Below are 23,586 nucleotides of genomic sequence, written 5' to 3'. Positions count from 1 at the left end.
CAGCGAGCGATTCAACCGGCCCCGCGCCGAGTCGGGGGGCCTGTAACACGTACGCCGATCGGTGGGGCGCGGTTCGCCCGATTGGCGGCGCCGTCCGGGCCGTCGGACTGCAAATCGCGCCGGCAAGAGCAACTTTGGGCGAATTCCAGCAGGCCAGGGCAAAGTTCGCCGCCGATGCGTCCGATTATTACGACTGTAGCGGAAGCGCCGGTCGCGCCGCTCAGGCTTGCGCTGCGGACGGCATGTGACTTTAGGGCCTTTCAGCAGCTTGAATCAGCGGTGTTTTGCAAGCAGCGCCGGGTGGCGGAGTCCTTCAGGGGTACATCGGCAATGATGGTAACCAGCATATCGCGGGCGTTGCTCGCAGGTTGTGGCGCGCTGATCCTCGCTTCGGGCGTGGGTTGCACCGCATTCATGGCGCCCCGGGAGACCATCCCGGCAACGATCCCGGGGCCGTCGCCTACCAGCACCGCGCCGCGCGAGCTGGACATGGTGTCGCTCCCGCCGTACGTGATCGAGCCGCCAGACATCTTGATGATCAACGCCATCAAGATCGTCCCGAAACCCCCGCACAAGATCGAGCCCTTCGACGGCCTGTTGATCCGCGCCCTGAACACGCCGCTGGAGTCGCCGATCGCCGACATCTTCAGCGTCGATCCGGAGGGGACCGTCGACCTGGGCCCCGCCTACGGCAAGGTGCGCGTGGTCGGCATGACCATCGACGACGCCCAAGACGCTATCCGCAAGGAGCTGACCAAGACGCTCGCCGACCCGCAGGTCAGCGTGTCGTTGGCCTTCTCCGCCGGCGCCCAGCAGATCGTGGGCGAGCACCTGGTGGGGCCAGACGGACGCGTCAACCTGGGGACGTACGGCTCGGTCTACGTCACCGGCCTGACGCTCCAGCAGGCCAAGCAGGCGGTCGAGAAGCAGTTGTCGAACAAGCTAGAAGACCCCGAGGTTGTGGTCGACGTGTTCGCCTACAACAGCAAGAAGTACTACATCATCACGCAGGGGAGCTCGTTCGGCGACAACATCGTCAACCTGCCGATCACCGGCAACGAGACGGTGCTCGACGCCATCTCGAACATCAACGGCCTCAGTCAGGTTTCCAGCAAGCACATCTGGATCGCCCGCCCGGCGCCCAACGGCGTGGGCTGCGAGCAGATCCTGCCGGTCAACTACGACGAGATTACCCGTGGCGGCGTGACCGCCACGAACTGGCAGGTCATGCCCGGAGACCGGTTGTTCATCTCCGAACAGCCGCTGGCGACGCTCGACGCCCGCGTGGCGACGATCACCCGTCCGTTTGAACGTCTGCTCGGGTTCGTCTCGCTCGGCACGGCCGCCGCGAACCGCATTGTCCGCTTCGGCCTAGGCACACTGTAGTAGGCGTCACCTCTCAACGCTCCGGGCGACCGGGACCCGTCAAGGAATGTCACCGATGCCGCTTCATAGAACGATCCGATTGGCAGCCTGTTTAGCCGTGGCGCTCCCGCTGAGCGCCGAAGCGGGCGGGCACCACCCGCCGGACAGGTTGACGCCCCCCCCCTGCTCCGCCGAGGGGGGCTGCGTGCCCAACCGCACCGACTACGGCTACTACCCCGGACGCTGGCGGCGGTGGCCGGGCGACTACGACGAGGCGTTCCCGACCCCCGCCGGCACGGCGGAAGAGTCGGCCCTGCCGACCGTTGAGCCGATCGCGCCGGAGGTCGAAGACCGGCAGGCGCCCCCGCCGAGTGAGAGCAAAGAGGAGCCGGAGACCAGCGACGACGCGGGTTCCGGCGGCGAGATGGAGTTGCCGCCCCTTCCCGGGCTCCCGGGCCTGCCGGGCATGCCCGGCCCTGGCCCCGGGGCGGGCTCCGGCGACGCGCCGGCCCCGCCCAGCGGGGGCTCGAACCCCCCGCCACGCCTTCCGTTTGGTCCTCCGGCCGGTTTCGGGAATCCGCCCGGGGCCTCGGGCGGGGGGACGCCCGCGGGGGGCGCCCCTCCTGCGGGTGGCGGCGGCGTAGGGTTCCCGCGGCAGGGCAGCCGAGACCGCTCGGACGACCTTCCGCCGGCGTTGCCCCAGTTCGGCCGCGCCGCGTCGTACGGCAGCGGCAACATCTCGCCCGTCGTGTTCCTCAACCAGGGCCGTTAATGCCGTTAAGGTCGGGCCAACCGGCCCGCCCTCGGCCGGCCCTGTCGGTTGACCGACCCGTGCGGCCGACCTAACGTGACTATACAGCCCGGCGCGCACCGCCGGAGTGTTTCCTGGTCCCGTTGGTTGGCGCGACGATGCTCCGTTATCTCCCGATCTTGCTGCTTGTTCCCATTGTTGTCGGCCTGACGTTGTGGGAGGGCATGCTCTCCTCGCGCTGGGAGAAGGACAACGTCCGGGCCGCCGAGTGCGCCAAGCTGATCGAGCAGATCCCCACGAACATCGGCCCCTGGGTGGGGACCGACGAAGTCGTGGAAGAAGAAGTGCTCGAGGGCGCCGGGGCGGTGGGCGCCGCGTTGTCGCGCGTCTACGAGAACCCCGCCACGCGTCAGCAAGTACGCGTGTGGCTGATCGTCGGGCACATCGACGACATCAGCCGCCACACGCCCGACGTCTGCAACCCGTCCAACGGCAACCAGCAGTTTGGCGAGCCGGAGAAGGTGACCATGGAGACCCCGGACGGGGTCGCGACCGACTTCCTGACCACCTCGTTCGGTCCATCGACTGATTCGCCCTACGCGAACTCACGCTGGCGGACGTTCTGGAGCTGGTTCCGCCCCGTCGAGGGAGAGCCGGTGAATTGGCAGGTGCCCCAGGGCAAGGCCCGCTGGATCTTCCCCAACGCCCGGGCGGTGTACAAGCTCTACCTCACCGCGGGCCAAGCCACGCAGGACGAGCCGGCAGAGATCAGCGTCTGCAACGAGTTCGCCCAAGAATTCATGCCCGTCGTGAACGCGACCCTGGGCAAGGCCTGCACGCCGGGCTCGATCGACGACGCGGCGCCCGCGGCCGCCGACAAGGCAGAAGGCGAGGCCGAGGACCAGACCGCCGAAGACGAGACCGAGGCCTGATCTCGCACGGCATGCCCCGCCTGCCGCGTTGCGGCAACCCACTGCGCCTGCGCGCACGCCGCGTCGGGACAGGCCCGCTGGCCGGGCGCAACTGCACTCAAAGCGCCTCTGCTCTGCGTCTCTGCACCGAGGCGCATCGACCCAATCGCCGCGCCCGAGGCTTACCGCCGCACGAGCGGCAGCCCCCTAGAACGAGCTGTCCGAAACGGGCGGCAACTGGGCGTCGGTCTGGTTGTTCGCGGTCACCAGCTTCGAGCGCTTGTAGTTGCTCGTCATGATCTGAGCGTACACGACTCCGTCGATATCGTCGGCAAGCGTCGTGACGTGGCCGTCGCAGAAGGCGGCGTTTACCGTCGACGGGTGCTCGCTGGAGGGGTAACCCAGCTCTTCGTTGGAGGCGTCGAGCGCGTCGGTGGTGATCCCCGGGTCGAAGGAGGTGTCGGTGTTGTGGCCGTTGATCCGCCGCTTGGCGTTGTTGATCACGCCGTGCCACACAAAACCGAACTGATGCTTGAAGTCTTTGCTTGTAGAGGCGTCAAGCGTGTCGTGGCACCAGTACCCGGTGAACAGGTTCTCGGAGACCATCATCGTCTTGCTGGTGCCGTCTTGGATCGAGTCCATGCTCGTCCGCAGCACCTTCCCTTCGCGGCCGTCCGCGCTCCGTTGGCCGTAGGTCAACTTCGTGCTGCGATCGAAGAACACGCCGTTTGCGGCGTACTCCTGAGAGTCCGTCCGCTTCGTGTCGTCAAACGCCTGGCCGGCGTTCACCACGTAGGAGGAGAACGGCTTGCCCGGCTCATCGATCGGGTCGCTGGGGCAGACCATGATCTCCCGTTCGGGCGCTACCGGCGACGGCAGGCCAGCCCAGGTGGCGCTGGGAGTCGACGACTTCCCCTCGAGATTGCTCCAGGCGTCCCACAAGGCCGTCTCTTCCATGAACGGCAGGATCATCACCGCCCAGGGCGCCCGCCGCCCCTCGTACTGCGTGCCGTTGGGGAGCTTGATGTCCTCCACGTAGCCGGGGAACTCTTTCTGGCTCGACTCGTAGAGGTTCAGCGCCAGGGCGATGTTCTTCTGGTTGTTCCGGCAGGTGTTGCTGCGGGCCGATTCGCGGGCGGCCTGCACGGCCGGCAGCAGCAGCGCTACCAGGGTGCCGATGATGGCGATCACCACCAGCAGCTCAACAAGCGTGAAACCGGGTCGGGGGGTGAACGCGGAACGCTTGGCGTGGCGGACGGGATGGCTCATCTGAATTTCTCCTAAACAGGCCGCGGTGCGCGGTGGCGCCGTGGCGTGTGGTGCCCCGAGGACAAGACAATAGCCCAGCCCAACGCCGCGGTTGCGGCGCCGGCGTCGGGCAAATCGAGCCTAACCCCCCGATACGTCTGCGGTTACGCTCCTTACCTACGCTATTCTCGCATGATCGGTCCAACCTGTCCACCAATCGTAGCGGCCCCCTCGCGGGTTGCGGGCACGCACCGCGCAGCGAAAACCCCGCCACCCGACTCTGCCGCGGCCGGGAGTGGCCCCCGGGCGTCGCAGCGGGGCTACCTGCCGGCAACCTCTGCTTGCTATTCTCTGGCAGGCCTCTGCGTTATTCCCGCGGCGGCCCGCGACCAACCAAGGAGCAGCGATGAGCATGATGATCGGAGAGGCCCTATTCGGCGACGGCAACGAGATCGCCCATATCGACCTGTTGATCGGCAGCAAAGAGGGCCCCGTGGGGACCGCGTTTGCCAACGCCCTGGCCAATCAGAGCGAGGGGCACAGCAACCTGCTGGCGGTCCTGACCCCCAACCTGGCCGTAAAACCCGCTACGGTGCTCATCACCAAGGTCACGATCAAGGGGATGAAGCAGGCGGTGCAGATGTTCGGCCCCGCCCAGGCCGCGGTGGCCAAGGCCGTGGCGGACTCGGTCGCCGACGGCGTGATCCCCAAGTCGGACGCCGAAAAGCTAGTGATCGTGTGCGGCGTGTTCATCCACCCCGAAGCCGCCGACGACAAGAAGATCTACGAGTTCAACCTGCAAGCGACCAAAGACGCCATCAAGGCCGCCATGACCGGCAGCCCCACGGCCGACGAGATGATCGCGGGCAAGGACGCGGCGGCCCACCCGTTCCGCGGGTTTTAAGCAGCACATATGCGAGGTGGGTGGCTGGGGTCGTAGGCGCTAGCCGAAGCCCCCAGCCGCTGCGACTGAGTAGACCAGCGTAGTTGGAGCCGCCGCTGGGGGCTGCGCCTGACGGCTTCGACCCCAGCCACCCGACGACCGATGAAACGCATCCTCCTCTGCCTCGACACCGACCCGCAGCCCAGCGTCTTCGACGCGGTCGTGGCGGTAGACGCCGGCGCGGACCTGTTGTTGAGGCACGGCGCCGTGGGGCCCGACGCTGTCGAGGCGCTGGTGCACGGCGCCATCTTCACCCGCGCGCCCGCCGACCTCAAATACACGGCGATCGCGATCGGCGGGTCGGACGTCGCCGCGGGCGAGCGCGTGCTGCGGGCCGTGACCGCGGCGTTCTTTGGGCCGATGCGGGTGTCGGTGCTGCTGGACTCCAACGGCTCAAACACCACCGCCGCGGCCGCGGTGTTGGCGGCAGGGCGGCACGCCCAGCTCGGCCCACAGGCGACCGCGGTCGTTGTCGGCGCCGGACCGGTAGGCCAGCGCTGCGTCGAGCTGCTCACCGACGCCGGCTGCCCCGTGCGGCTGGTGATGCGCAACCAGCAGCGCGCCGACCAGGCCGCGGCGGCGATGGGTCGCCAGGGGGTCACGCCGCTGGCGAGCATCGCCGACGCGCTCGACGGCGCCCAGGTGCTGATTGCCGCGGGCCCACCCGGCGTGGAGCTGGTCACGCCCGACGCCCGGCTCGCGTCCGATGCCTTGCGGGTAGCGATCGACCTGAACGCCGTCCCGCCGCTGGGGATCGCCGGGGTAGAGATGGCCGACAAGGCCGTCGATCGCGGCGGCTGCGCGTGCTACGGCGCGATCGGCGTCGGGGGCTTGAAGATGAAAATCCACCGCGCCGCCATCGCCAGGCTCTTCGAGTCAAACGACCAGGTGCTGGGCGCCGCCGAGGTGTTTGCCCTGGCCCGCGAGCTGTTCTCCTGAAGCACTGTTGGAAAGTACTGTTGGAGCCGGAAGCGTCAGCGCCCGGATGTTTCGTCTGTTGAAACCTCCGGGCGCTCCGTTGCTGAGACGGGGCGCTACCGGCTCGACTTGGTTACCCCAACTGCGACAGCAGCAGGAACGCCAACGCCAAGATCACGGCGCCGACGACCGCCAGGATCATGTTGAGCTTCCGCCGGGCGGCCTCGCGCTCGGCCCGGGTCATCGGCCTTGTGGGTGCGGGGGGCGTCTCGACGGGCACTTTGACGTCGACGACCTTCGACCTGATCGGCGGCGGCGGAGGGGGCGCCGCTGGTGAGGGCTTAGGCGCCGCGGCAGGGAGATCCGGCGCCGCGGCAGGGAGATCCGGCGCCGCGGCGGCGGGGGGCTTGGGCGGCGGAGGTGGTGGGGGGACCGGCGGCTGAGTCGCGGTCGCCGCGGCCATGCCGCACGCGCCACACAGCGCCTCGGCCGGGTCGGTCCCCAGCGCGGCGCTAAACTGATTCCCGCAGCGCGCACACGCGAGGCGGACACTGCTAGGGGGCGGCGGTGGCGGGGGGCCGGGCATGGAGGAGATGTTAGATGATAGAGGTTAGATGATAGAGGTTAGATGATAGAGGTTAGATGATAGAGCCCGAGAGAGAGGCTGCCCGGGAGTCTATCATCTAACCTCTATCATCTATCATCTCAACTCCTCTAGCGCCGGATCGCGCTGGAAAAATCGTCCGACTTCACCGCCGCGGCGACCCGCGGGTTGACGTGCGCCGCTGCTTTGGCCTGCTCGAACGGGGCCTCGGTCGCCAGCAGCCCCTCCTCGTACGCCTTGCGGTCGCTCTTGCCGGGCAGCAGCACCCGCCAGTCGTACACAACACGGTTGGGCTCGATGCGGTTCAGGTGGTCTAGCAGGTTGGTGGTGCAGTTGTTGGTGAACAGGTTGTAGAACTCCGGCTCTTCGTGCAGCTCGTTCATCCGCTCGGCCATGTCGATGAACACGGCCCGCGCCAGCGCGGGGGTGGCCCGGGTGCGGTAGAGGTAGATGTCTTCGTCAAACAACTGGGCGCGGGCGCCGATCGCGTCGCGCTCGTCCGCGGCCACGTACATAATCTCGTACTGGTTGGCGGCGCCCTTGGCGGGGTCGAACTCCTCGCCCCGTTCTTTCCGCACCTCGACGCTCATCGCCAGGTGCCGCGGCTTCCCCTGGGCGTCGTCGAACTCGAAACTCAGCATCGTGTGCGCCAGCGCCGGCACCGGGCCGAACGGGGCGACCATGAAGTCGACCGCGCGGATCGAGTTCGAGTCGAGCGTCAGGTCGTAGTAGTCCACCACGTAGCTGTCGCGGTCCAGGTACCGGCAGTTGCGCACGTTGCGGACGGTGATCTGATCGCCGTGGAACTCGGCGGTCGGCAGCACGGCGTGGTCGGGGCGCCAGTCGCGGTGGTTCGAGGGCGTCAGAGACTTGTCCACCGTCTTGCAGCCCGCCAGCGCGCAGCACGCCGCCAGAAGGATCGGCAGTCGGCGGTCGCAAACACGCGGCGGCAAGGTCGGTCCTGCTAGCACGAAGGTACGGAGGAGGGCGGACGGTACCCGAACGCGGCAGTCCGAGACAAGAGCGGCGAGGACGCAAGCAGTGGCTGCGTCCAAGCAGCCGCGGGCCTACGCTCGGCGCGTGCGAGCTCCCCTTGCTCTCGACTGGGGCCCCAGGAATAGGGTCGCTGCGCGACGCGCCGACCGTAGGTCGGCAGCTACTGGGTTTGCGCCAAGCGCCGCTCGCTCGTAGTTTGCTACCATGGGGTGCGTTTCGCCAATCTTCCCCAAATCAGCAACCCACGACCGAACATGCGGATCGCCTACCTCGACTGCGCCAGCGGAATCAGCGGAGACATGACCCTGGGCGCCCTGGTGGACGCAGGGGTGGAACTCCCCGCCATCCAGGCGGGCATCGACTCGCTGGGGCTCCCCTCGTGCCGGCTGGTTGCTAGCGAGGTGAAGAAGCGGGGCTTCCGGGCCACGCAAATCGTGGTCGAGCACGAGCCGGAGCACGCCCACCGGCACCTGCACCACATCACGAAGATGATCGACGGCAGCACGCTCACCGCGCCGCAGCGCGAGCTCGCGACCGCCATCTTCACCCGCCTGGCCGAGGCCGAGGCCAAGGTGCACGGCTCGACGATCGAGAAGGTGCACTTCCACGAGGTGGGCGCCGTCGACTCGATCGCGGATATCGTCGGCGCCGCGATCGGGTGGGACCTGCTGCAGGTCGAGAAGATCTACGCCTCGCCCATCCCTACCGGCACGGGCTTCGTGCAGATCGCCCACGGCCGGTGCAGCATCCCCGCGCCGGCCACCGCGGAGCTACTACGCGGCGTGCCGCTGGCCGACTTTGCGGCCGAGGGGGAACTGACCACGCCCACCGGCGCGGCGATCGTCGCGGCGCTGGTCGACCGCTTCGGCCCGCTGCCGGCGATGCACATCGAGTCCATCGGCTACGGCGCCGGGCAGAAAGATTTCGATCACCCCAACCTGCTGCGTCTGGTGGTGGGCGAGACCACATCTCCCGACCCCGACGCCGTGGCGCTGTGCGACACGATCGTGCTGCTGGAGACCAACCTCGACGACCTGCCGGCCGAGCAGCTTGGCTACTGCATCGAGCGGCTGTGGGAGGCCGGCGCGCTCGACGTGGCGACCACCGCGATCGGCATGAAAAAGGGCCGGCCCGGGGTGCAGCTTGCGGTGCAGGCCGCCCCGACCGATGCGGAGGCGCTGGCGCGAATCGTGTTCCGCGAGACCACCGCGCTGGGACTCCGCCGCCAGGTGGTGCAGCGCGAGGTGCTGCCGCGCGAGAAGGGGACCGCGCAAACCCCCTGGGGCGAGGTGCGCGGCACGGTGGCGCTGCTGCCGGACGGCACACGGCGTTTCGCGCCCGAATACGAGGATTGCAAGGCCTTGGCCGCCGGCGCCGGCCAGCCGCTTGAAGCGGTTTACCTAGCGGCCCGAGCGGCGTTCGCCAGCGACCTATAATTGTCGCGCCGCCGATTGTCTGCTGTCCCCCCGACCACACCGCGTCATGCCCCTCGCCGCCATCACGCCGCAGATCCTGTTTATCGCTGGGTGCGCGCTGCTGGTGTACATCCTGATGCGACGTAGCTACCGCTTCTTCGGCGCCGCCAAGCGGCGTTCGACCGGGCCGATCGACGTGCAGCACCGCCCCGTCACCCAGTGGGACGGCGTGCAGGCCGACGCGGATGCGCGGGTGAACCGCCAGCAGGTCGAGCTCGAAGAAATGAGCCGGCAGATGCGCGGAGAGATCGACTCGAAGCTGATCGCCCTGCGAGAGCTATCGGCGCGCTGCGACGCGCAGATCGCGAAGCTGGAATCGCTGCTCGACCGCGCCCAGAGGTAGGGCCCGCTATTCGAGAATCGTCCCGGCCAGGTAGACGATGATCGTGCGGTCTTTGGCGTCGCCCTTTACGCTCGAAGAGAAGACTACCAGAGCGCCGCTGGAGTTGCACACGACGCGACTCGCGTGAGAAAACAAAACAGTCTGGCTCGCGAGGATCGGCTCCTCCCCAGCTACCTGTTGGATCGGGATATCGGATTGCTCCAGGTGCGATTCTTGAAGCTTGAGCGCAATTTGAATCCGCGAATCGGAAAGCACGTCGCAATCCGCTTCAAGCACGACGCCGACGTCGCGATACTGGATATTGAAGGAACTACCTCTCTGATTGGTGCTCACCGCACTCACCGTCGGCTCGCTGATCCCCATCTGCCAATGGAGCGGTTGCCCATCAACGGTGATCCCAGAGAAGAAAAGCGAGCGGGCGAGCAGCTTTCCTCCTTGCAGCCGCTTGACGCGGGCCGCGGCTTCGTCGCGGCCGGCTAGGGGTTGGGCGGCGGACTCGAGGACCTCGGGACCGGCGTCCTCGCCGAGGGTGATCATCCACAGCTCCAATCGCACCATTTTTGCAGGCTGGCCTGTGGGAGTGCGGTCGGCGGGCTCGGCGCCGTATCGGGGTACAGCCTTGGGAGGATCGGCCTGGGCCGGTAGTTTCGCCTCAGTCAATAGGAACGCGGCCGCAAGGAGCAACAGGGGCGAGCGGGGCATTGCAGTACCGGATGGATTGAAGAGAGGCGTTCGCTACGCAGCACACGTAACCATAACAACCCGCCCTCAGGCCGGCTACGATTTTTCGAGCCACGCGCGGATGGCCGCCTCACCCACGATCGGCGCCTGGCACGCCCCCTGTTCGCAGACGTACAGCGCCGGTTCACCGTCCGAGGCGCGGCCGGCGAACAGCCCGTCGAGGCGCGCCGCTCCCCCCTGCTCCGCATCCGCCCGCCACGCGACCACCTTCCGCGGCGACAGCTTCTTGTGCGCCGCGGCCGCTAGCTCGCTCGGCCCGCCGACGAACACCAGCTCTACCGTTGGGCCGACCTGCAGGTCGAGCGCCTGCAGCGCCTGGCCCGCGGCCGAGGGCGCGCGCTCCATCACGCCGCAGCAGGCGCCCAGCGTCTGGTCGGCCGCCTCCAGGTAGCGAGTTTCTCCCAGCAGTCGGCCGAGCCGCAGCAGCGCCGTGGCGGCCAGCGAGTTGCCGCCGGGGGTGGCGTTGTCCATCAGGTCCTTGTTGCGGGCGATCAGCGTCTCGTGGTCGCTGGCGGTGTAAAAGAAGCCGCCGCCGGCGGGGTCGGCAAACCGGTCGAGCACCTGATCGATCAGGCTCGCTGCGCGGTCGATCCAGACTTCTTCGAACGTCGCCTCGTAAAGAGAAACGCACGCGTTGGCGAGCGCCGCGTAGTCATCGAGGTAAGCGGCCAGCTTTGCCCGGCCGCCGCGCCAGGTGTGCAGCAGCCGATCGCCGTCGCGGGCCGCCGACCACAGAAACTCTGCCGCCCGGGTAGCGGCCTGGGTGTAGCGCGGCTCGTCCAGCGCGGCGCCGGCGCGGGCCAGCGCGTCGATCATCAGGCCGTTCCAGGCGACGATCACCTTGTCGTCGAGCCCCGGCCGCGGACGCGCGTCGCGGGCCACCAGCAGCTCTGCCCGCATCGCCGCCAGCTCACCGGCCAGCTCGGCCTCGTCGACCTCAAGCAGCGCCGCTTGCTGGGCGATCGACTTCGGCAGGTTGAGGATGCTACGCCCCTCAAAGTTGCCCTCTTGGGTGACTTCGTACACACGGCAAAACCGCTCGCCCCGCTCCGTCCCCAGCACGGCCGCTACTTCCTCAGGCGTCCAGGTATAGAACAGCCCCTCCTCGGCATGCCCGGGCGAGCCGTCGGCGTCGGCCGCCGGGGCCTCAGCCATGGCGCCGTGGGGCAGGCTGTCCGCGTCCTCCGCGCTAAAAAAACCACCCTCGGCGCCCGTCATGTCGCGCAGCACATAGTCCAGCGTCTGGGTCACGACGCGGCGGTACTGCTGGTCGCCGGTAGCGAGGTAGCCTTCGAGGTACGCCCCGGCCAGCAGCGCGTTGTCGTAAAGCATCTTCTCGAAGTGCGGCACCAGCCAGCGGGCGTCGACCGAGTAGCGGGCGAACCCGCCCCCCAGGTGGTCGTAGATGCCGCCGGCGGCCATCCGGTCGAGGGTCAGCCGGACCATGTCCAGCCACGCCGGCCGCTGGTCGCGGGTCCAGAGCCGCACCAGCACCCCCAGGTCCATCGCGTGGGGGAACTTTGGGGCGGGGCCGAAGCCGCCGAACCGGGGGTCGAACGCCCGCTCGAGCTGCCGGCCCGCGGCGTCCAGCAGGTCGGCCGTGGGGGCGGCCTCGCGCGAGGGGATCGACTCTTGGCGGACGGCCTCGGTGAGCTGCGCCGCGGTCGACAGGCACTCGTCGCGGCGCTGCTGCCAGGCGTCGTCCACGGCCAAGATCACGCGGTCGAAGCCCGGCATGCCGCCGCGGTCGCTGGGGGGCCAGTAGGTGCCGCCGAAGAAGGGCCGCAGGTCGGGCGTCAAGAACACGCTCATCGGCCACCCCCCGCGACCGGTCATCGCCTGCACGGCAGACATATAAACCTGGTCCAGGTCGGGCCGCTCTTCGCGGTCTACCTTGATGCAGATGAACCGCTCGTTCAGCAGCGCGGCGATCGCTTCGTTCTCGAAGCTCTCGTGCTCCATCACGTGGCACCAGTGGCACGCCGAGTAGCCGATCGAGAGGAAGATCGGCCGCTGCTCAGAAGCCGCCCGGCCCAGCGCCTCTTCTCCCCAGCCGTACCACTCCACCGGGTTGTGCTGGTGCTGGAGCAGGTAGGGACTGGTCTCGTCTGCTAGTCGATTGGGCATCCGACCAACTTAGCATTTTTGCGCGCCGGCGTGACCCGCGTTGGCCACCAAGTAGCGGGCCACGAAAAGGCACAAAAAAGCTAGACGCGACCGCGCTCTGACGCCACGCAAAAGTTGACCACGGATCACACGGATCGAGTGACGCCGAAGGCTTGTTCCGGCACGCAGCCAGCTTGCCGTTTGTCTTGTTGCACGGCGCAGAGACGTGGTCCATCCGTGAAATCCGTGCTAACCGTGGTTATGTTTTCTTTGCGCTTTCCTGTGCCTTTTCGTGGCCATCGTCTCTTTGCTGCGCGGGTGCTGGCGCCGCGCTGCGCGTAGTCGACGCCCAAAAAGCCGGCAGTCGCGGTTGCGCAAACTGGCCGGGCGCTGCGCAAAGAAGCGAATTGCGGTCTAGGGATTCCATTTTTGGGGCCCAGACCGGGGGTTCGGGGTCGAGCGGTCGGTTTGGCACGTCGTTCGCTTGCTGAGATTCTGGGAGCAAGTAACGGGGCCCGGCGGGACGGAACAGCCCGCGTGCTCCTGCCCCTACGGTCCCGTACGACCCGCCAGGCCCCCGTGCGAGCGAGGGGTGGAGGGTGTTATCGGAGCGACCGGCCGCCGCGCGGCGATCCCGCGCGAACCAGCTCTACTGAGGCATGTTATGCGTCGAGGCATTTTGATTGACATGGACGGCGTGGTGTACCGCAGCAGCCAGCCGATCCCCGGAGCGATCGAGTTCATCTCGATGCTGCAGAAGTGGGACGTCCCCTTCTTGTTCCTCACCAACAACAGCCAACGCACCCGCCGCGACGTGGCCATGAAGCTCAGCCGGATGGGCATCCCGGCGGGCGAGGAGCACATCTTCACCTGCGCCATGGCCACCGCCCGTTTCCTGGCGATGCAGAAGCCAGACGGCACCGCCTACGTCATCGGCGAGGGGGGGCTGCTCAACGCGCTGCACTCCAACGGCTACGCCATCGTCGATAAGAATCCGGACTACGTGGTGGTGGGCGAGGGCCGTACGCTCAGCTTCGAGATGCTCGAGCAGGCCGTGCAGATGGTGCTGGACGGCGCCAAGCTGATCGCTACGAACCTGGACCCCAACTGCCCCACGATGACCGGCACCCGCCCCGGCTGCGGGGCGATTGTGTCGCTGATCGAGGTCGCCACCGGGGTCAAGGCGTTTAGCGTGGGCAAGCCGAGCCCCGTGATGATGCGCACCGCCCGCAAGGAGATGGGGATGGCCACCAGCGAGACCATCATGATCGGCGACACGATGGAGACCGATATCCTCGGCGGCGTACAGATGGGCTACCGCACCGTTCTGGTGCTCACCGGCACCACCAAGCGGGACGACCTGAAACGCTTCGCCTACCAGCCCGACTACGTGGTCGACTCGGTCGCCGACCTGTGCGACGCCGACCGCTTCATGCAGGAACTGCTCCCCACGATGCGCCGCGAGGACGACACGCCGCACGACATGAAGGAGTGGATCGCGGCGCATTCCTAAGGGAAGGATAGCCACGAAAAGGCACGAAGAAGCACAAAAAAAGAAGCTCGCGATGGCGGCGCCTGCCGCCATCGCGGGCTTTCTCTTTGCGTTTTCTTGTGCCTTTTCGCGGCATTCATCCGTAATCGACCCGAGCTAGAGCCTCGACCCACCATCGGCTAGATTAGGGCCGGACTGGCTTTCTGAGCGATCTGGGACGGCGCGATGGTGGAACCTGAAGACTCTTCACCCCCCCTCTCGGGCGAGCTCGCGGAGCTACAGGCGCTGATCGAGCGAGAGATCCCCATGACCGCCCGGATGGGGATGCGGGTACGCTCTGCGGGCGCCGAGGGGCTGGTGATCGGTATGCCCCTGGAGGAGAACCGCAACCACCACCGCACGGCCTTCGCGGGGAGCCTGAACGCCCTGTGCACGATCGCCGGTTGGGGCGCCACGTACCTGCAAGTTCGATCGATGGGGCTGCAAGACCAGGCCTCGATCGTCGCCCGGCGCAGCGCCATCAAGTACCGCCGGCCGGTCGATAGCCCGCTGATCATCGCCCGCTGCCACCCGGTTCCGGCCGATTTGATGGGCTACTTCGTCGAGATGCTGCTCGACAAACGCCAGGCCAAGCTCGACTTGATCGTCGAGGTCTCGGGCCCGGAGGAACCAGATGTCGCGTTCACCGGGTCGTACGTTGTGCAACTTCCAGATTGACCTGCGCTGCAAGCGGCGCCCCCACGCTCGATTTTGCCCCCGGCGTAGGTCGATAATCCTTCGAGAATCCCTGCCGATCGCCTGTTCCCTGGGTTTTCTGGCCGCGTTGCCGGTCGCTCCGGGGCGGCAGGCCGGGGTGCGTCAGGGATTGCTGCCCGCGTCGGCCCTTCGTATACTCTGGTGCATCTTGAGAACGAGTCTCATAATCACCCGAGCAACTCCACCTCCCGCCAAGATGACCCCAGCCGAATCGATCCCAATGTCTCAGCTCCCCCGCGGGGGGCGTGCGGTCGTGGTTTCTGTCGATGCCGCTGCGTCCGACGCGGTTCGCCTGAAGTCCCTTGGCCTCTGCGCGGGGCGATCGGTTGAAGTGATGCGGGCCAGCGACCCGTTGATCGTACGCGTGCTCGGTTCGCGGATCGGCGTCGCGTCGCACCTGGCCGCCGCCGTGCTGGTGGCCGCCGTGCCGGTTGTCCCCGCGGCCTGAGCCGGCCGCCCGTCTGGTCCTTAATCGGCTGCCCGTTGGCGCCATGTCTACCAAGCCCGATCCGGCGCTCACCCTCCCCGTGGTCGATCAGGCTGCGCTGCCGTGCGTAGCGCTGCTGGGCAACCCCAACGCCGGCAAGACCTCGCTCTTCAACCGGCTCACCGGGCTGCGGGCCCACACGGCAAACTTCCCCGGCACCACCGTTGAGCACCGCCGCGCGCGGATCGAGCTGGGTGGCGCCCCCGCGACGCTCATCGACCTGCCCGGCGTCTACAGCCTCGAGCCGTCGTCGCCAGACGAGGCCGTCGCCGTCGCCGTGCTGCGTGGCGAAGAGGCCCGCGTCCCCCGGCCCGACGCGCTGGTGGTGGTGGTCGACTCCACCAACCTCGAGCGGAACCTCCCGCTGGTGTCTCAGGCGCTGGAGCTCGGTCTGCCGACGATCGTCGCGCTCAACCTCACCGACCTGGCCGATCGGCTGGGCGTGCGGATCGACCTGCGGAAGCTCTCTCAAGAACTTGGCTGCACGCTCGTGGCGGTCTCTGCCCGCACCGGCTCGGGGATCCCCGAACTACAGTCCGCCATCACGGCCCTGCTGGCCGAACGCCCCGTGCCGGTCTCGGCGCCCCACTCCTGCGCGTGCACCACCTGCGGCGGCTGCGGCTACACCGCCCGTTTCCACTGGGCCGAAGGGGTCACCCGCGCGTCGGTCGTCGAAACGAGCCCCCGCGCGGCGGCCATGACCGACGCGCTCGACACGCTGTTCACCCACCCGGTGATCGGCCTGGGCGCGTTTGCGCTGGTGATGACCGGCTTTTTCGTGCTGGTGTTCTGGGTGGCCCAGTTCCCCATGGCCTGGATGGACGCCGCGTTCGCGTGGGCCGGCGGCTGGACCCAGCAGGTGATGCCCCCGGGTGTGATGCAGAGCTTCGTGGCAGACGGCGTGATCGGCGGCGTGGGCGGGATGCTGATCTTCTTGCCGCAGATCTGTCTGCTGTTCTTTGCGCTGGCGTTGCTGGAGGACTCCGGCTACCTGTCGCGTGCGTCGCTGGTGATGGACAAGCTGATGCGGCGTGTGGGCCTGCCCGGCAAGGCGTTTGTGCCGATGCTCTCCGCCCACGCCTGCGCGATCCCCGCGATCATGGCCTCCCGCGTGATCGAAGACCGCCGCGACCGGCTGGTGACGATCATGGTGCTGCCGCTGCTGACCTGCAGCGCGCGGGTGCCTGTGTACGCGTTGATGGTGGGGCTGCTGTTCCCCGGCAGCCCGCTGACGCAGGCCGCGGTGTTCGCCGGCTGCTACGCCCTGGGCGCGGCCGCGGCGTTCGGCATGGCGTGGGTGTTCCGCAAGACGATCCTCAAGGGCCAGCCCCGCCCGCTGGTGATCGAGCTGCCCAACTACCGCCGCCCGTCGCTCCGCGACGCGTTGCTGGTGACCATGGACCGCGCGTGGGCGTTCATCCGCAACGCCGGGACTACCATCCTGCTGATCTGCCTGGTGATGTGGGCGCTGGCTACCTTCCCCCGCACGCCGGAGTCAGAGCTGCCGTCCGAGGTGCAGGCGCAGGTCGCCCAGCTCCGCCAGCAGGGGGACGACCCCGCCGCCCAGGCCCTGATCGGCCAGGCCCAGCTCGAGCGGTCGTTTGCCGGCGCCATCGGGCGGTTTGTCCAGCCCGTGTTCGACCCGCTGGGCTTCGACTGGCGGATGAGCATCGGCGTGGTCAGCTCGTTCGCGGCCCGCGAGGCGATCGTCTCGTCCCTGTCGGTGCTGTACGGCATGGGAGACGACGGCGCCGACGACCAGCCCTCGCTGCTGGCCAAGATGCGGGCCGCCCGCGGCCCCGGGGGGGGACCCGCCTTCAATGTTCCCACCTGCCTGAGTTTGTTGGTATTCTATGTGCTGGCGATGCAGTGCCTGCCGACCCAAGCGGTCACCTGGCGTGAGACCGGGACGTGGACCTGGCCGGCGCTGCAGCTCGCCTACATGAGCGTGCTGGCGTATGTTGCGGCGTGGGGAACGCACGCAGCCGCGTCGGCCCTACTAGGCGCCTAACAACGCAATCCGCGCGAGTCGTATCGGGGACGACCCGGCTCACGCACTCACTGATTCACTCACTCTTCAACCCTCTTCAATGCCATGCCTGCTACCCGCCGAGTTTTCCTGCAATCGAGCGCCGCCGCGGTCGCCGCGTCCGCCATCGCCGCCCCTGCCCGTACGGACGCCAACTCAACCATCCGCGCCGCGGTGCTGGGCCTGCACGGACGGGGGAGGACGCACGTTGAGCACCTCGAAAGGGTCCCCGGGGTCGAGGTGGCGGTTCTTTGCGACCCAGACGAGGTAGTGCTCCGCAAGGCCGCAGAAGACTTCGAGAAGAAGTACGGCCGCAAGGTGGCAACCGAGACCGACCTCCGCAAGGTGAACGACCGCAAGGACGTCGACGTGGTGAGCGTCGCCACGCCGAACCACTGGCACACGCTGGCCACGATCTGGGCCTGCCAGGCGGGCAAAGACGTGTACGTCGAGAAGCCCGGCTCGCACAACCTGTTCGAGGGCCGCAAGATGATCGAGGCGGCCAAGCGGTACGACCGCATCGTGCAGCACGGCGTGCAGCTGCGCAGCAACCCGGCGCTGCAGGAAGCCGTCCAGAAGATGCGCGACGGGGTGATCGGCGACGTCTACCTGGCCCGGGGCCTGGTCTACCGCCGGCGTCCGTCGATCGGCAACAAGCCCAACGCCACTCCCCCCAAGACGCTGAACTGGGACCTGTGGCAGGGCCCGGCGCAGGAGCGGCCCTACTCCGAGCGCTACGTGCACTACAACTGGCACTGGCACTGGGACTACGGCAACGGCGACGTCGCCAACCAAGGGGTCCACGAGACCGACATGTGCCTGTGGGGCCTGGGCGTCGGGCTCCCCGACGAGGTTCAGGCCATGGGGGGCAAGTTCCTGTGGGACGACGACAAAGAGACCCCGGAGCTGCTTTCTTCTTGCTTCAAGTACCGTGACGCCAAGAAGATGATCGAGTTCGAGGTCCGCCCCTGGGACACCAACGACGAGCAGGGGGTCGGCGTCGGCAACCTGTTCTACGGCACCGAGGGCTACTTGGCCGTCAACGGCTACAACGGCTACAAGACCTTCCTCGGCGCCAAACGCGAGCCTGGCCCCTCCGGCAGCGAGGGCGACCCGCTCGGCCGCCACTTCAAGAACTTTATCGACGCGGTCCGCAGCCGCGACGCGTCCTCGCTAAACGGTCCCGTGGAGACCGCCCACACGTCGAGCGCGCTGGCCCACCTGGGGAACATCTCGTACCGGCTAGGGCGCCGGTTGGAGTTCAACCCCAAGACGGAGACGTTCGTCGGCGACCCCGAGGCCGACGCCATGCTCACGCGCCAATACCGCGAGCCCTACGTCGTGCCCGAGGTGGTGTGACCCCCTCAGGCGAGCCGTCGGCGTCAGCCGCCGGAGCGCGTTACGCCGACGCGCGTGCCACCGAGCGCCCACCCCGGGTAAAAACCTGCTAGATCCGCTCCGTCGGCTGACGCCGGCGGCTCGCCCGGACCGATACCACTGAAGTAGCTGCGCCGATCGCGTCGCGCAGCGGTTCGGTTCGGGTCGGTCGAGGGACGAGGCATGTACTGCACCGAATGCGGCGCCAGCGTTGCTGGCAAGTTCTGTGGCGAGTGTGGCACGCGCGTCGCGGCCCGGTCCGCGCAGCGGCCGATCGAGCCGACCCCCGTCGACCCCGCGCCGATCGAGCCGGCCGGCGTGGAACCCGCCGGCCGCTTCGACTGGGCGCAGTCGATCGACTACGCCGCGGTGACCGCGGTCGCCGAAGTGCGGCAGCGGATCGACCGCGCCGCGCAGGAGGGCCAGGGGCGGCTCTCGGGCGACAAGTTCATGCAGATCATGGACGCGGTGACGCAGCCCATGATCGGCGTCCCCTCGAGCGTGGTGGTGAAGATCGCCCAGCCCATCAACGCCAAGCTCGGCCTCAAGATGGGCCGCCATCGGGACGAACAATTCGCCGCGCCCCCGGGGCGCGTGCTGGTTGGCGTGCTGTGCGCGCTAGCCTCCACCGGCTGCCGGTTGGGCGACGTGCAGCAAGCACCCGAGTCGTGCACGCTGCAGGCCGAGATCCCCTGCGACCTGCTCACCATGACCGGCCGGATGACGATCCTGATCGCCCGTCACGGGGCCGCCACGCTGGTACGCGCCCAGGCCGACATCGACGGGCAGTTGTACGACTGGGGCAACAGCCGCCGCCGGCTCGACCGGCTGTTCACCGCGGTGCGCCAGGCGGCGTGACCGCGGCCGCTCCCCGCGCTGATGCGTTGGGCTACGAATGTTGGCGGTTGGCGATGCACGTCGCCACGACCTTGATGGATTCGTAGTCCACCTCTTCGCCAAGCTGTTCGTAGATCGGCCTGAGCCCCTTGAGGCCGACCTCCTCGATGGCCGCCTCCACCCGGCGGGCCGTTTCGGGGTCGACCCACGGCGAGGGGTCGGTCACCTGCTCGTGGCGGAGGAACTCCCCCAGGTAGCCGGCCACGGTTGAGCGGGCGCGGTTCATCTGCTTCGCGACCTCTTCCATCGAACTCCTCTCGCGGAAGTGCTTGAACGCGGCCAGCGCGCTGGCGCTGACTCCGGGGGCCGACGCCGACGGCTCGCCAGCGCGCCGAGGCGAGCCCTCGGCGTCAGCCGCCGGAGCGCTCCCCTCGACTTCCACCGGCAGCCCCTGCTCAGAGCAGTAGGCCACGATGGCCTCGACAAACGCGTCGCCGAAGTCGTCCAGCTTCTTTTGGCCCACCCCTTTGACCTCGGCAAACGCCTCGAGCGACCCCGGCCGTTGGCGGGCCATGTCTTGCAGCGCCGCGTCTCCGAAGATCACGTACGGCGGCGCCCCGCGCTCGCGGGCGAACTGCATGCGGAGCGCCCGCAGCGCTTCGAACAGCCCCTGGTCGACCGGCGACAACTCGGCGCCCCCCGACGCGGCCCGCCTGGCGGCCTTCTTCACGGCCGGCCGCGCAAGCCGGGGGCTGGCTTCTCCTTTGAGCAGCGACCAGCCGGTGGCGGTGATCGCCAGCGTGCCGAACTCGCCCGCCTTCTCCAGGTAGCCCTGGCCCATGAGCTGATCGATCCAGCCGCGGATCACCTTCACCCCGTCTGCCTCGAGCAGCCCGTGGGTGCTGAGCCGGTCGTGCCCCTGGTCGACGATCCGCTGCTCGCGTGAGCCGGCCAGCACCTTGGCGGTGTAGTCGCCCCCGAACCGCTCTTCGAGCCGGGCGACGCACGAGACGATCTTCTGGGCGGTGACCAGCGGGTCGTCGATCAGGTCGACCTCCGCCAGGCAGATGTCGCAGGCGCCGCAGTTGTCCTTGCCCAGGTCTTGCCCGAAGTACCCCACGAGCGCGCGGTGCCGGCAGACCACGCCAGAGGCGTACGCCTCCATGCCTGCCAGCGCCGCCAGGGCGCCGTCGTGGTTCTCGCCGCTGGAGGCCATCAGCCGCCGCCAGGTCATCGCGTCGCGCGGCTGGTACAGCAGCGTGCACTCGGAGTCGAGGCCGTCGCGCCCGGCGCGTCCGCTCTCTTGCTGGTAGGCCTCGAGGCTCTTGGGCATGCCGGCGTGGATCACGTACCGCACGTTCGACTTGTCGATCCCCATGCCGAACGCCACGGTGGCCACCACCACGTCGATCTCTTCCTTCAAGAAGCGGTCTTGGTTGCGTTGCCGGTCGCTGTCCGAGAGCCCCGCGTGATAGGGCGCCGCGCGGACCCCCAGCTCTCGCAGCGCCGCGGCGGTGGCGTCGACCTCCTTGCGGCTGATGCAGTACACGATCCCCGAGTCCCCCTTGCGGGCGTTGACCAGATCGCACACCTCGCCGAAGCGGTTTTGGCTGTGGCGTACGCGGTACAGCAGGTTCGGCCGGTCGAACGAGCCGACGAGGAACTCCGGGTCCTGCAGCCCCAACTGCTGGGCGATGTCTTGGCGGACCTGCTCGCTGGCGGTCGCCGTGTAGGCGTGGATGCCGACGCCGGGGAAACGCTCCTTGAGCGTCCGCAGCCCGCGGTACTCCGGGCGGAAGTCGTGCCCCCAACTGCTGATGCAGTGCGCCTCGTCGATCGCAAACAACGAAACATTGACCGACTGCAAGAACTCCAGCGTGCGAGCCGCTAGCAAACGCTCGGGCGCGGCGTACAGCAGCTTGACCTCGCCCGAACGGACCCGCTCGGCCACGTCGCGGCGTTCATCGGCGCTGAGCGTGCTGTTGACGAACGCCGCCGACGCGCCGCCGGCCGTGAGCGCGTCTACCTGGTCCTTCATCAACGAGATCAGCGGCGACACCACCACCGCGAGCCCCTCCATGGCCAGCGCCGGCGCCTGGAAACAGAGGCTCTTGCCGCCGCCGGTCGGCAGCACCACCACCGAGTCGCGACCCGAGAGCACGCACCCCATCGCCTCGGCCTGCAGCGGGCGGAAGCTGTCGTAGCCCCAGTACTCCTGCAGCACGGGGAGCAGGCGCTGGGTGTGGTCGGTTGGCGCGGCGCCGTTCTGCGTGGCCGAGGTCATGCCGAGGATTGTAGTCGAGGGGGCGGCGCGGTTCGAGATGCGCCGGGGGCGGGGACGCCCCGGCTCACAAAGTAGGCCGCGTGCGAGCCGGGGCGTCCCCGCCCCCGGCGCAGCTAGCTACCGCTTGGCATGGCGGGTTTTCCGCCTACGCCGCCACACGACCCCAACCACCGCGCCAAGCTGCATGATCTGCCGGAGCGTCTCAGAGCCCGGGCGCGCGGATAAGCTCGATGCCGGCGTGGCGCTTCATGCAGCCCGATTCGGCGGCCTGCGGGCATGCGTCCAGCAGAGGGCCGCCGTGCAGCGCGTCAGCGACCCTCTTCGGCTACAATACCGGGGCCGTCGAGCCGCCGTCGCGAGGGGTTGATGCGACTTGACGCTTGCGGTCGCCGCTGATTGTTGGTCCTTTTCTTGTCCGCGGCGCGCGAAGTGCTGCTCCCGTTCTGTTTCCCGCACGACCCTAGCAGCCCAGCCATGCCAGACACACCCGAAGTAAAGCACGACCGCGACTCTCAGAAGTTCACCCTCACCACCGCCGGCGCCGAGAGCTGCCTCGAGTACACGCTCGCGGAGGGAGGGGCGATGGTGATCACGCACACGTACGTCCCTACGGCCGGCCGTGGCCGCGGACTCGCGGGCCAGTTGGCGGAGGCGGCGTTGGGGTACGCCCAGTCGCAGCAGCTCCGCGTCGTCCCGCAGTGCTCGTACATCGAAACGTACATCCAACGGCACCCCGAGTACCGGCCGCTGGTGACCGCTGGCCGGTAGCAGCGCAGGACGCGTCGCGGCGCAAACGCGCCTTAGGTCGCGAACAACTGCGCCGCGATGTCTCGGAACGCCTTGAACTCCAGCGCGTTGCCGCTGGGGTCGGCAAAGAACATCGTCGCCTGCTCGCCCGGCTCCCCCGCGAAGCGGGTGTAGGGCTCGATGATGAACGCCACGCCGGCCGCACTGATGCGCTGGGCGAGCTCACGCCAGGCGTCCATCTCTAGCACCACCCCAAAGTGGGGCGTCGGCACCGCGTGCCCGTCGACCGCGTTGGCATGGTGCGCCACCTCCAGGTCGCGGTTCTCGTGGCACACGAACTGGTGGCCGAAGAAATCGAAGTCGACCCAGCGGTCGCTGCTACGCCCCTCGGCGCATCCCAGCACGCCGCCGTAGAACGCGCGGGCCGCGGCGAGGTCGTGCACCTGGACGGCGAGGTGGAAGGGGGTGAGCGGCATAGTTGGCTGCTGGTAGGTAGTGTGATTGAGGCCCGCTCGCGGATCACTCCCTCACCGGTGCACGCACGACCGTGCGGCCTCCCTCGCATTGTCTGACGCGCGCATCGGCGAGGATGCGATCAATGTCGAAGTCCATGGGCTCCGCAAGCACTTCCTTGATCCGGCGAACCTCTTGGATCACTTCGTCGTGTGTATCGTTCTCGATGATCTCGGGCATTGCGGTTACGCTCCAAGCAGCTCGTCTGGCGTGCACAGAATGGGCATCTCGTAGCCGCAGTCGGCAACGACAGCGGAAAGCTCCTTCATTATTGCTGCATTGGCGATGTGACGGCAATTCCAGGTCATCAAAAAATCAACCTTATGGACGCACGAAACCGCAATGTGAACCGCGTCTCGTGCCGCTTTCTTAGGAAGCAACCCGGAGCTCAGGATGGACAGGGCCACTTCGCCCACTTGCTCGGTAAGGTCAAGCAGCGGAATCCCGAGCAGGTACCCCATCCGTCGCTTGGCGGCGACGGGGTCACCCGCTTCCACCTCATCGATCACGGTTTGAGAGATGCGCAGGTGGTAGCTCTCGCGTTTGGTCATCCACCAGTCGTGTGTAACCTGCTGCCGTGCTGCTTGAAGCAGGTCGCGGCTCGGCCGCGCGGCCAAGTAGCTCGGAATCGTCGTTTCGATGTAGACGAGCTGAGCCAAAGCA

General features: G+C 67.9%; 23 protein-coding genes. 14 read left to right on the top strand and 9 right to left on the bottom strand.

All coding sequences use genetic code 11. The features are described from left to right. Window positions 1-357 precede the first annotated feature (357 nt). From Pla175_RS25125 to Pla175_RS25115, 3 genes are all read left to right on the top strand, one after another. Window positions 358-1,386, top strand: a complete 1,029-nt coding sequence (locus Pla175_RS25125) for a polysaccharide biosynthesis/export family protein (protein WP_197527147.1) — start codon at window positions 358-360, stop codon at window positions 1,384-1,386. 55 nt (window positions 1,387-1,441) lie between these two features. Next, window positions 1,442-2,137: a hypothetical protein gene (locus tag Pla175_RS25120; protein WP_145291827.1), complete on the top strand. Its 696-nt coding sequence runs from the start codon at window positions 1,442-1,444 to the stop codon at window positions 2,135-2,137. A 137-nt stretch (window positions 2,138-2,274) separates the two neighbouring features. Further along, window positions 2,275-3,048 carry an exosortase-associated EpsI family protein gene (locus Pla175_RS25115; RefSeq protein ID WP_145291826.1) on the top strand — a complete coding sequence of 258 codons (774 nt, stop codon included), beginning with the start codon at window positions 2,275-2,277 and terminating at the stop codon, window positions 3,046-3,048. Between the two features lie 186 nt (window positions 3,049-3,234). Here Pla175_RS25115 and Pla175_RS25110 read toward each other — a convergent pair whose 3' ends face one another. Next, window positions 3,235-4,296 (bottom strand): DUF1559 family PulG-like putative transporter, encoded by a 1,062-nt coding sequence (locus tag Pla175_RS25110; RefSeq protein ID WP_145292331.1) that lies wholly within the window; start codon window positions 4,294-4,296, stop codon window positions 3,235-3,237. 385 nt (window positions 4,297-4,681) lie between these two features. Here Pla175_RS25110 and fae point away from each other — a divergent pair, with 385 nt between their 5' ends. Together fae and Pla175_RS25100 are read left to right on the top strand one after the other, a co-directional pair. Further along, a complete protein-coding gene (gene fae, locus Pla175_RS25105) occupies window positions 4,682-5,179 on the top strand; it encodes a formaldehyde-activating enzyme (protein WP_145291825.1) in 498 nt (165 codons plus the stop codon). Between the two features lie 141 nt (window positions 5,180-5,320). Next, window positions 5,321-6,157: an NAD(P)-dependent methylenetetrahydromethanopterin dehydrogenase gene (locus Pla175_RS25100; RefSeq protein WP_145291824.1), complete on the top strand. Its 837-nt coding sequence runs from the start codon at window positions 5,321-5,323 to the stop codon at window positions 6,155-6,157. A gap of 112 nt (window positions 6,158-6,269) precedes the next feature. On the opposite strand, the gene Pla175_RS25095 is transcribed toward Pla175_RS25100, so the two are convergent. Then, window positions 6,270-6,722: a hypothetical protein gene (locus Pla175_RS25095; protein ID WP_145291823.1), complete on the bottom strand. Its 453-nt coding sequence runs from the start codon at window positions 6,720-6,722 to the stop codon at window positions 6,270-6,272. Window positions 6,723-6,850: 128 nt separating this feature from the next. Beyond that, window positions 6,851-7,711, bottom strand: a complete 861-nt coding sequence (locus tag Pla175_RS25090) for an Lnb N-terminal periplasmic domain-containing protein (protein ID WP_231954070.1) — start codon at window positions 7,709-7,711, stop codon at window positions 6,851-6,853. A gap of 279 nt (window positions 7,712-7,990) precedes the next feature. On the opposite strand from Pla175_RS25090, the gene larC reads away from it, so the two are divergent. Both larC and Pla175_RS25080 read left to right on the top strand, forming a co-directional pair. Beyond that, window positions 7,991-9,172, top strand: coding sequence for a nickel pincer cofactor biosynthesis protein LarC (gene larC, locus Pla175_RS25085; RefSeq protein ID WP_145291821.1), 1,182 nt, complete (start codon window positions 7,991-7,993; stop codon window positions 9,170-9,172). Between the two features lie 46 nt (window positions 9,173-9,218). Further along, entirely contained in the window at window positions 9,219-9,554 is a 336-nt protein-coding gene (locus Pla175_RS25080) for a hypothetical protein (RefSeq protein ID WP_145291820.1), read from the top strand. Between the two features lie 6 nt (window positions 9,555-9,560). On the opposite strand, the gene Pla175_RS25075 is transcribed toward Pla175_RS25080, so the two are convergent. Both Pla175_RS25075 and Pla175_RS25070 read right to left on the bottom strand, forming a co-directional pair. Further along, entirely contained in the window at window positions 9,561-10,091 is a 531-nt protein-coding gene (locus tag Pla175_RS25075; protein ID WP_145291819.1) for a hypothetical protein, read from the bottom strand. 240 nt (window positions 10,092-10,331) lie between these two features. Next, window positions 10,332-12,422, bottom strand: coding sequence for a thioredoxin domain-containing protein (locus Pla175_RS25070; RefSeq protein ID WP_145291818.1), 2,091 nt, complete (start codon window positions 12,420-12,422; stop codon window positions 10,332-10,334). 643 nt (window positions 12,423-13,065) lie between these two features. Between Pla175_RS25070 and Pla175_RS25065 the strand changes: the two genes are divergently transcribed. The 6 genes from Pla175_RS25065 (at window position 13,066) to Pla175_RS25040 (ending at window position 19,400) form a co-directional block, all read left to right on the top strand. Then, window positions 13,066-13,914, top strand: a complete 849-nt coding sequence (locus tag Pla175_RS25065) for a TIGR01457 family HAD-type hydrolase (protein ID WP_145291817.1) — start codon at window positions 13,066-13,068, stop codon at window positions 13,912-13,914. A 204-nt stretch (window positions 13,915-14,118) separates the two neighbouring features. Then, window positions 14,119-14,610: a YiiD C-terminal domain-containing protein gene (locus tag Pla175_RS25060; RefSeq protein ID WP_145291816.1), complete on the top strand. Its 492-nt coding sequence runs from the start codon at window positions 14,119-14,121 to the stop codon at window positions 14,608-14,610. Window positions 14,611-14,845: 235 nt separating this feature from the next. Further along, window positions 14,846-15,097 (top strand): FeoA domain-containing protein, encoded by a 252-nt coding sequence (locus Pla175_RS26375; protein ID WP_197527145.1) that lies wholly within the window; start codon window positions 14,846-14,848, stop codon window positions 15,095-15,097. A 43-nt stretch (window positions 15,098-15,140) separates the two neighbouring features. Further along, window positions 15,141-17,147 carry a ferrous iron transporter B gene (feoB, locus tag Pla175_RS25050; protein ID WP_145291814.1) on the top strand — a complete coding sequence of 669 codons (2,007 nt, stop codon included), beginning with the start codon at window positions 15,141-15,143 and terminating at the stop codon, window positions 17,145-17,147. A gap of 84 nt (window positions 17,148-17,231) precedes the next feature. Further along, a complete protein-coding gene (locus Pla175_RS25045; protein WP_145291813.1) occupies window positions 17,232-18,524 on the top strand; it encodes a Gfo/Idh/MocA family protein in 1,293 nt (430 codons plus the stop codon). A 201-nt stretch (window positions 18,525-18,725) separates the two neighbouring features. Continuing rightward, window positions 18,726-19,400 carry a hypothetical protein gene (locus Pla175_RS25040; protein WP_145291812.1) on the top strand — a complete coding sequence of 225 codons (675 nt, stop codon included), beginning with the start codon at window positions 18,726-18,728 and terminating at the stop codon, window positions 19,398-19,400. Between the two features lie 31 nt (window positions 19,401-19,431). Here the strand turns inward: Pla175_RS25040 and recQ are convergent, their stop codons facing one another. Continuing rightward, complete coding sequence (recQ, locus tag Pla175_RS25035; RefSeq protein ID WP_145291811.1) at window positions 19,432-21,663, bottom strand: DNA helicase RecQ; 2,232 nt, start codon at window positions 21,661-21,663, stop codon at window positions 19,432-19,434. A gap of 474 nt (window positions 21,664-22,137) precedes the next feature. Here recQ and Pla175_RS25030 point away from each other — a divergent pair, with 474 nt between their 5' ends. Continuing rightward, complete coding sequence (locus Pla175_RS25030; RefSeq protein WP_145291810.1) at window positions 22,138-22,431, top strand: GNAT family N-acetyltransferase; 294 nt, start codon at window positions 22,138-22,140, stop codon at window positions 22,429-22,431. Between the two features lie 32 nt (window positions 22,432-22,463). Here Pla175_RS25030 and Pla175_RS25025 read toward each other — a convergent pair whose 3' ends face one another. Genes Pla175_RS25025 through Pla175_RS25020 form a run of 3 tightly spaced genes read right to left on the bottom strand, consistent with a single transcriptional unit; the run spans window position 22,464 to window position 23,582 of the window. Then, window positions 22,464-22,886 carry a VOC family protein gene (locus Pla175_RS25025; protein ID WP_145291809.1) on the bottom strand — a complete coding sequence of 141 codons (423 nt, stop codon included), beginning with the start codon at window positions 22,884-22,886 and terminating at the stop codon, window positions 22,464-22,466. A 43-nt stretch (window positions 22,887-22,929) separates the two neighbouring features. Continuing rightward, a complete protein-coding gene (locus tag Pla175_RS26370) occupies window positions 22,930-23,103 on the bottom strand; it encodes a hypothetical protein (RefSeq protein WP_197527144.1) in 174 nt (57 codons plus the stop codon). Window positions 23,104-23,108: 5 nt separating this feature from the next. Then, the gene (locus Pla175_RS25020) at window positions 23,109-23,582 is read right to left on the bottom strand and encodes a type II toxin-antitoxin system VapC family toxin (protein ID WP_145291808.1); all 474 of its coding nucleotides are present in this window, start codon (window positions 23,580-23,582) and stop codon (window positions 23,109-23,111) included. Window positions 23,583-23,586 lie beyond the last annotated feature (4 nt).

It is taken from the genome of Pirellulimonas nuda, from assembly GCF_007750855.1.
Classification (GTDB): Bacteria; Planctomycetota; Planctomycetia; order Pirellulales; family Lacipirellulaceae; genus Pirellulimonas; species Pirellulimonas nuda.
The sequence above is the reverse complement of the archived record's forward strand: the minus strand, read 5'-3'. Positions and strand labels throughout refer to the sequence as shown.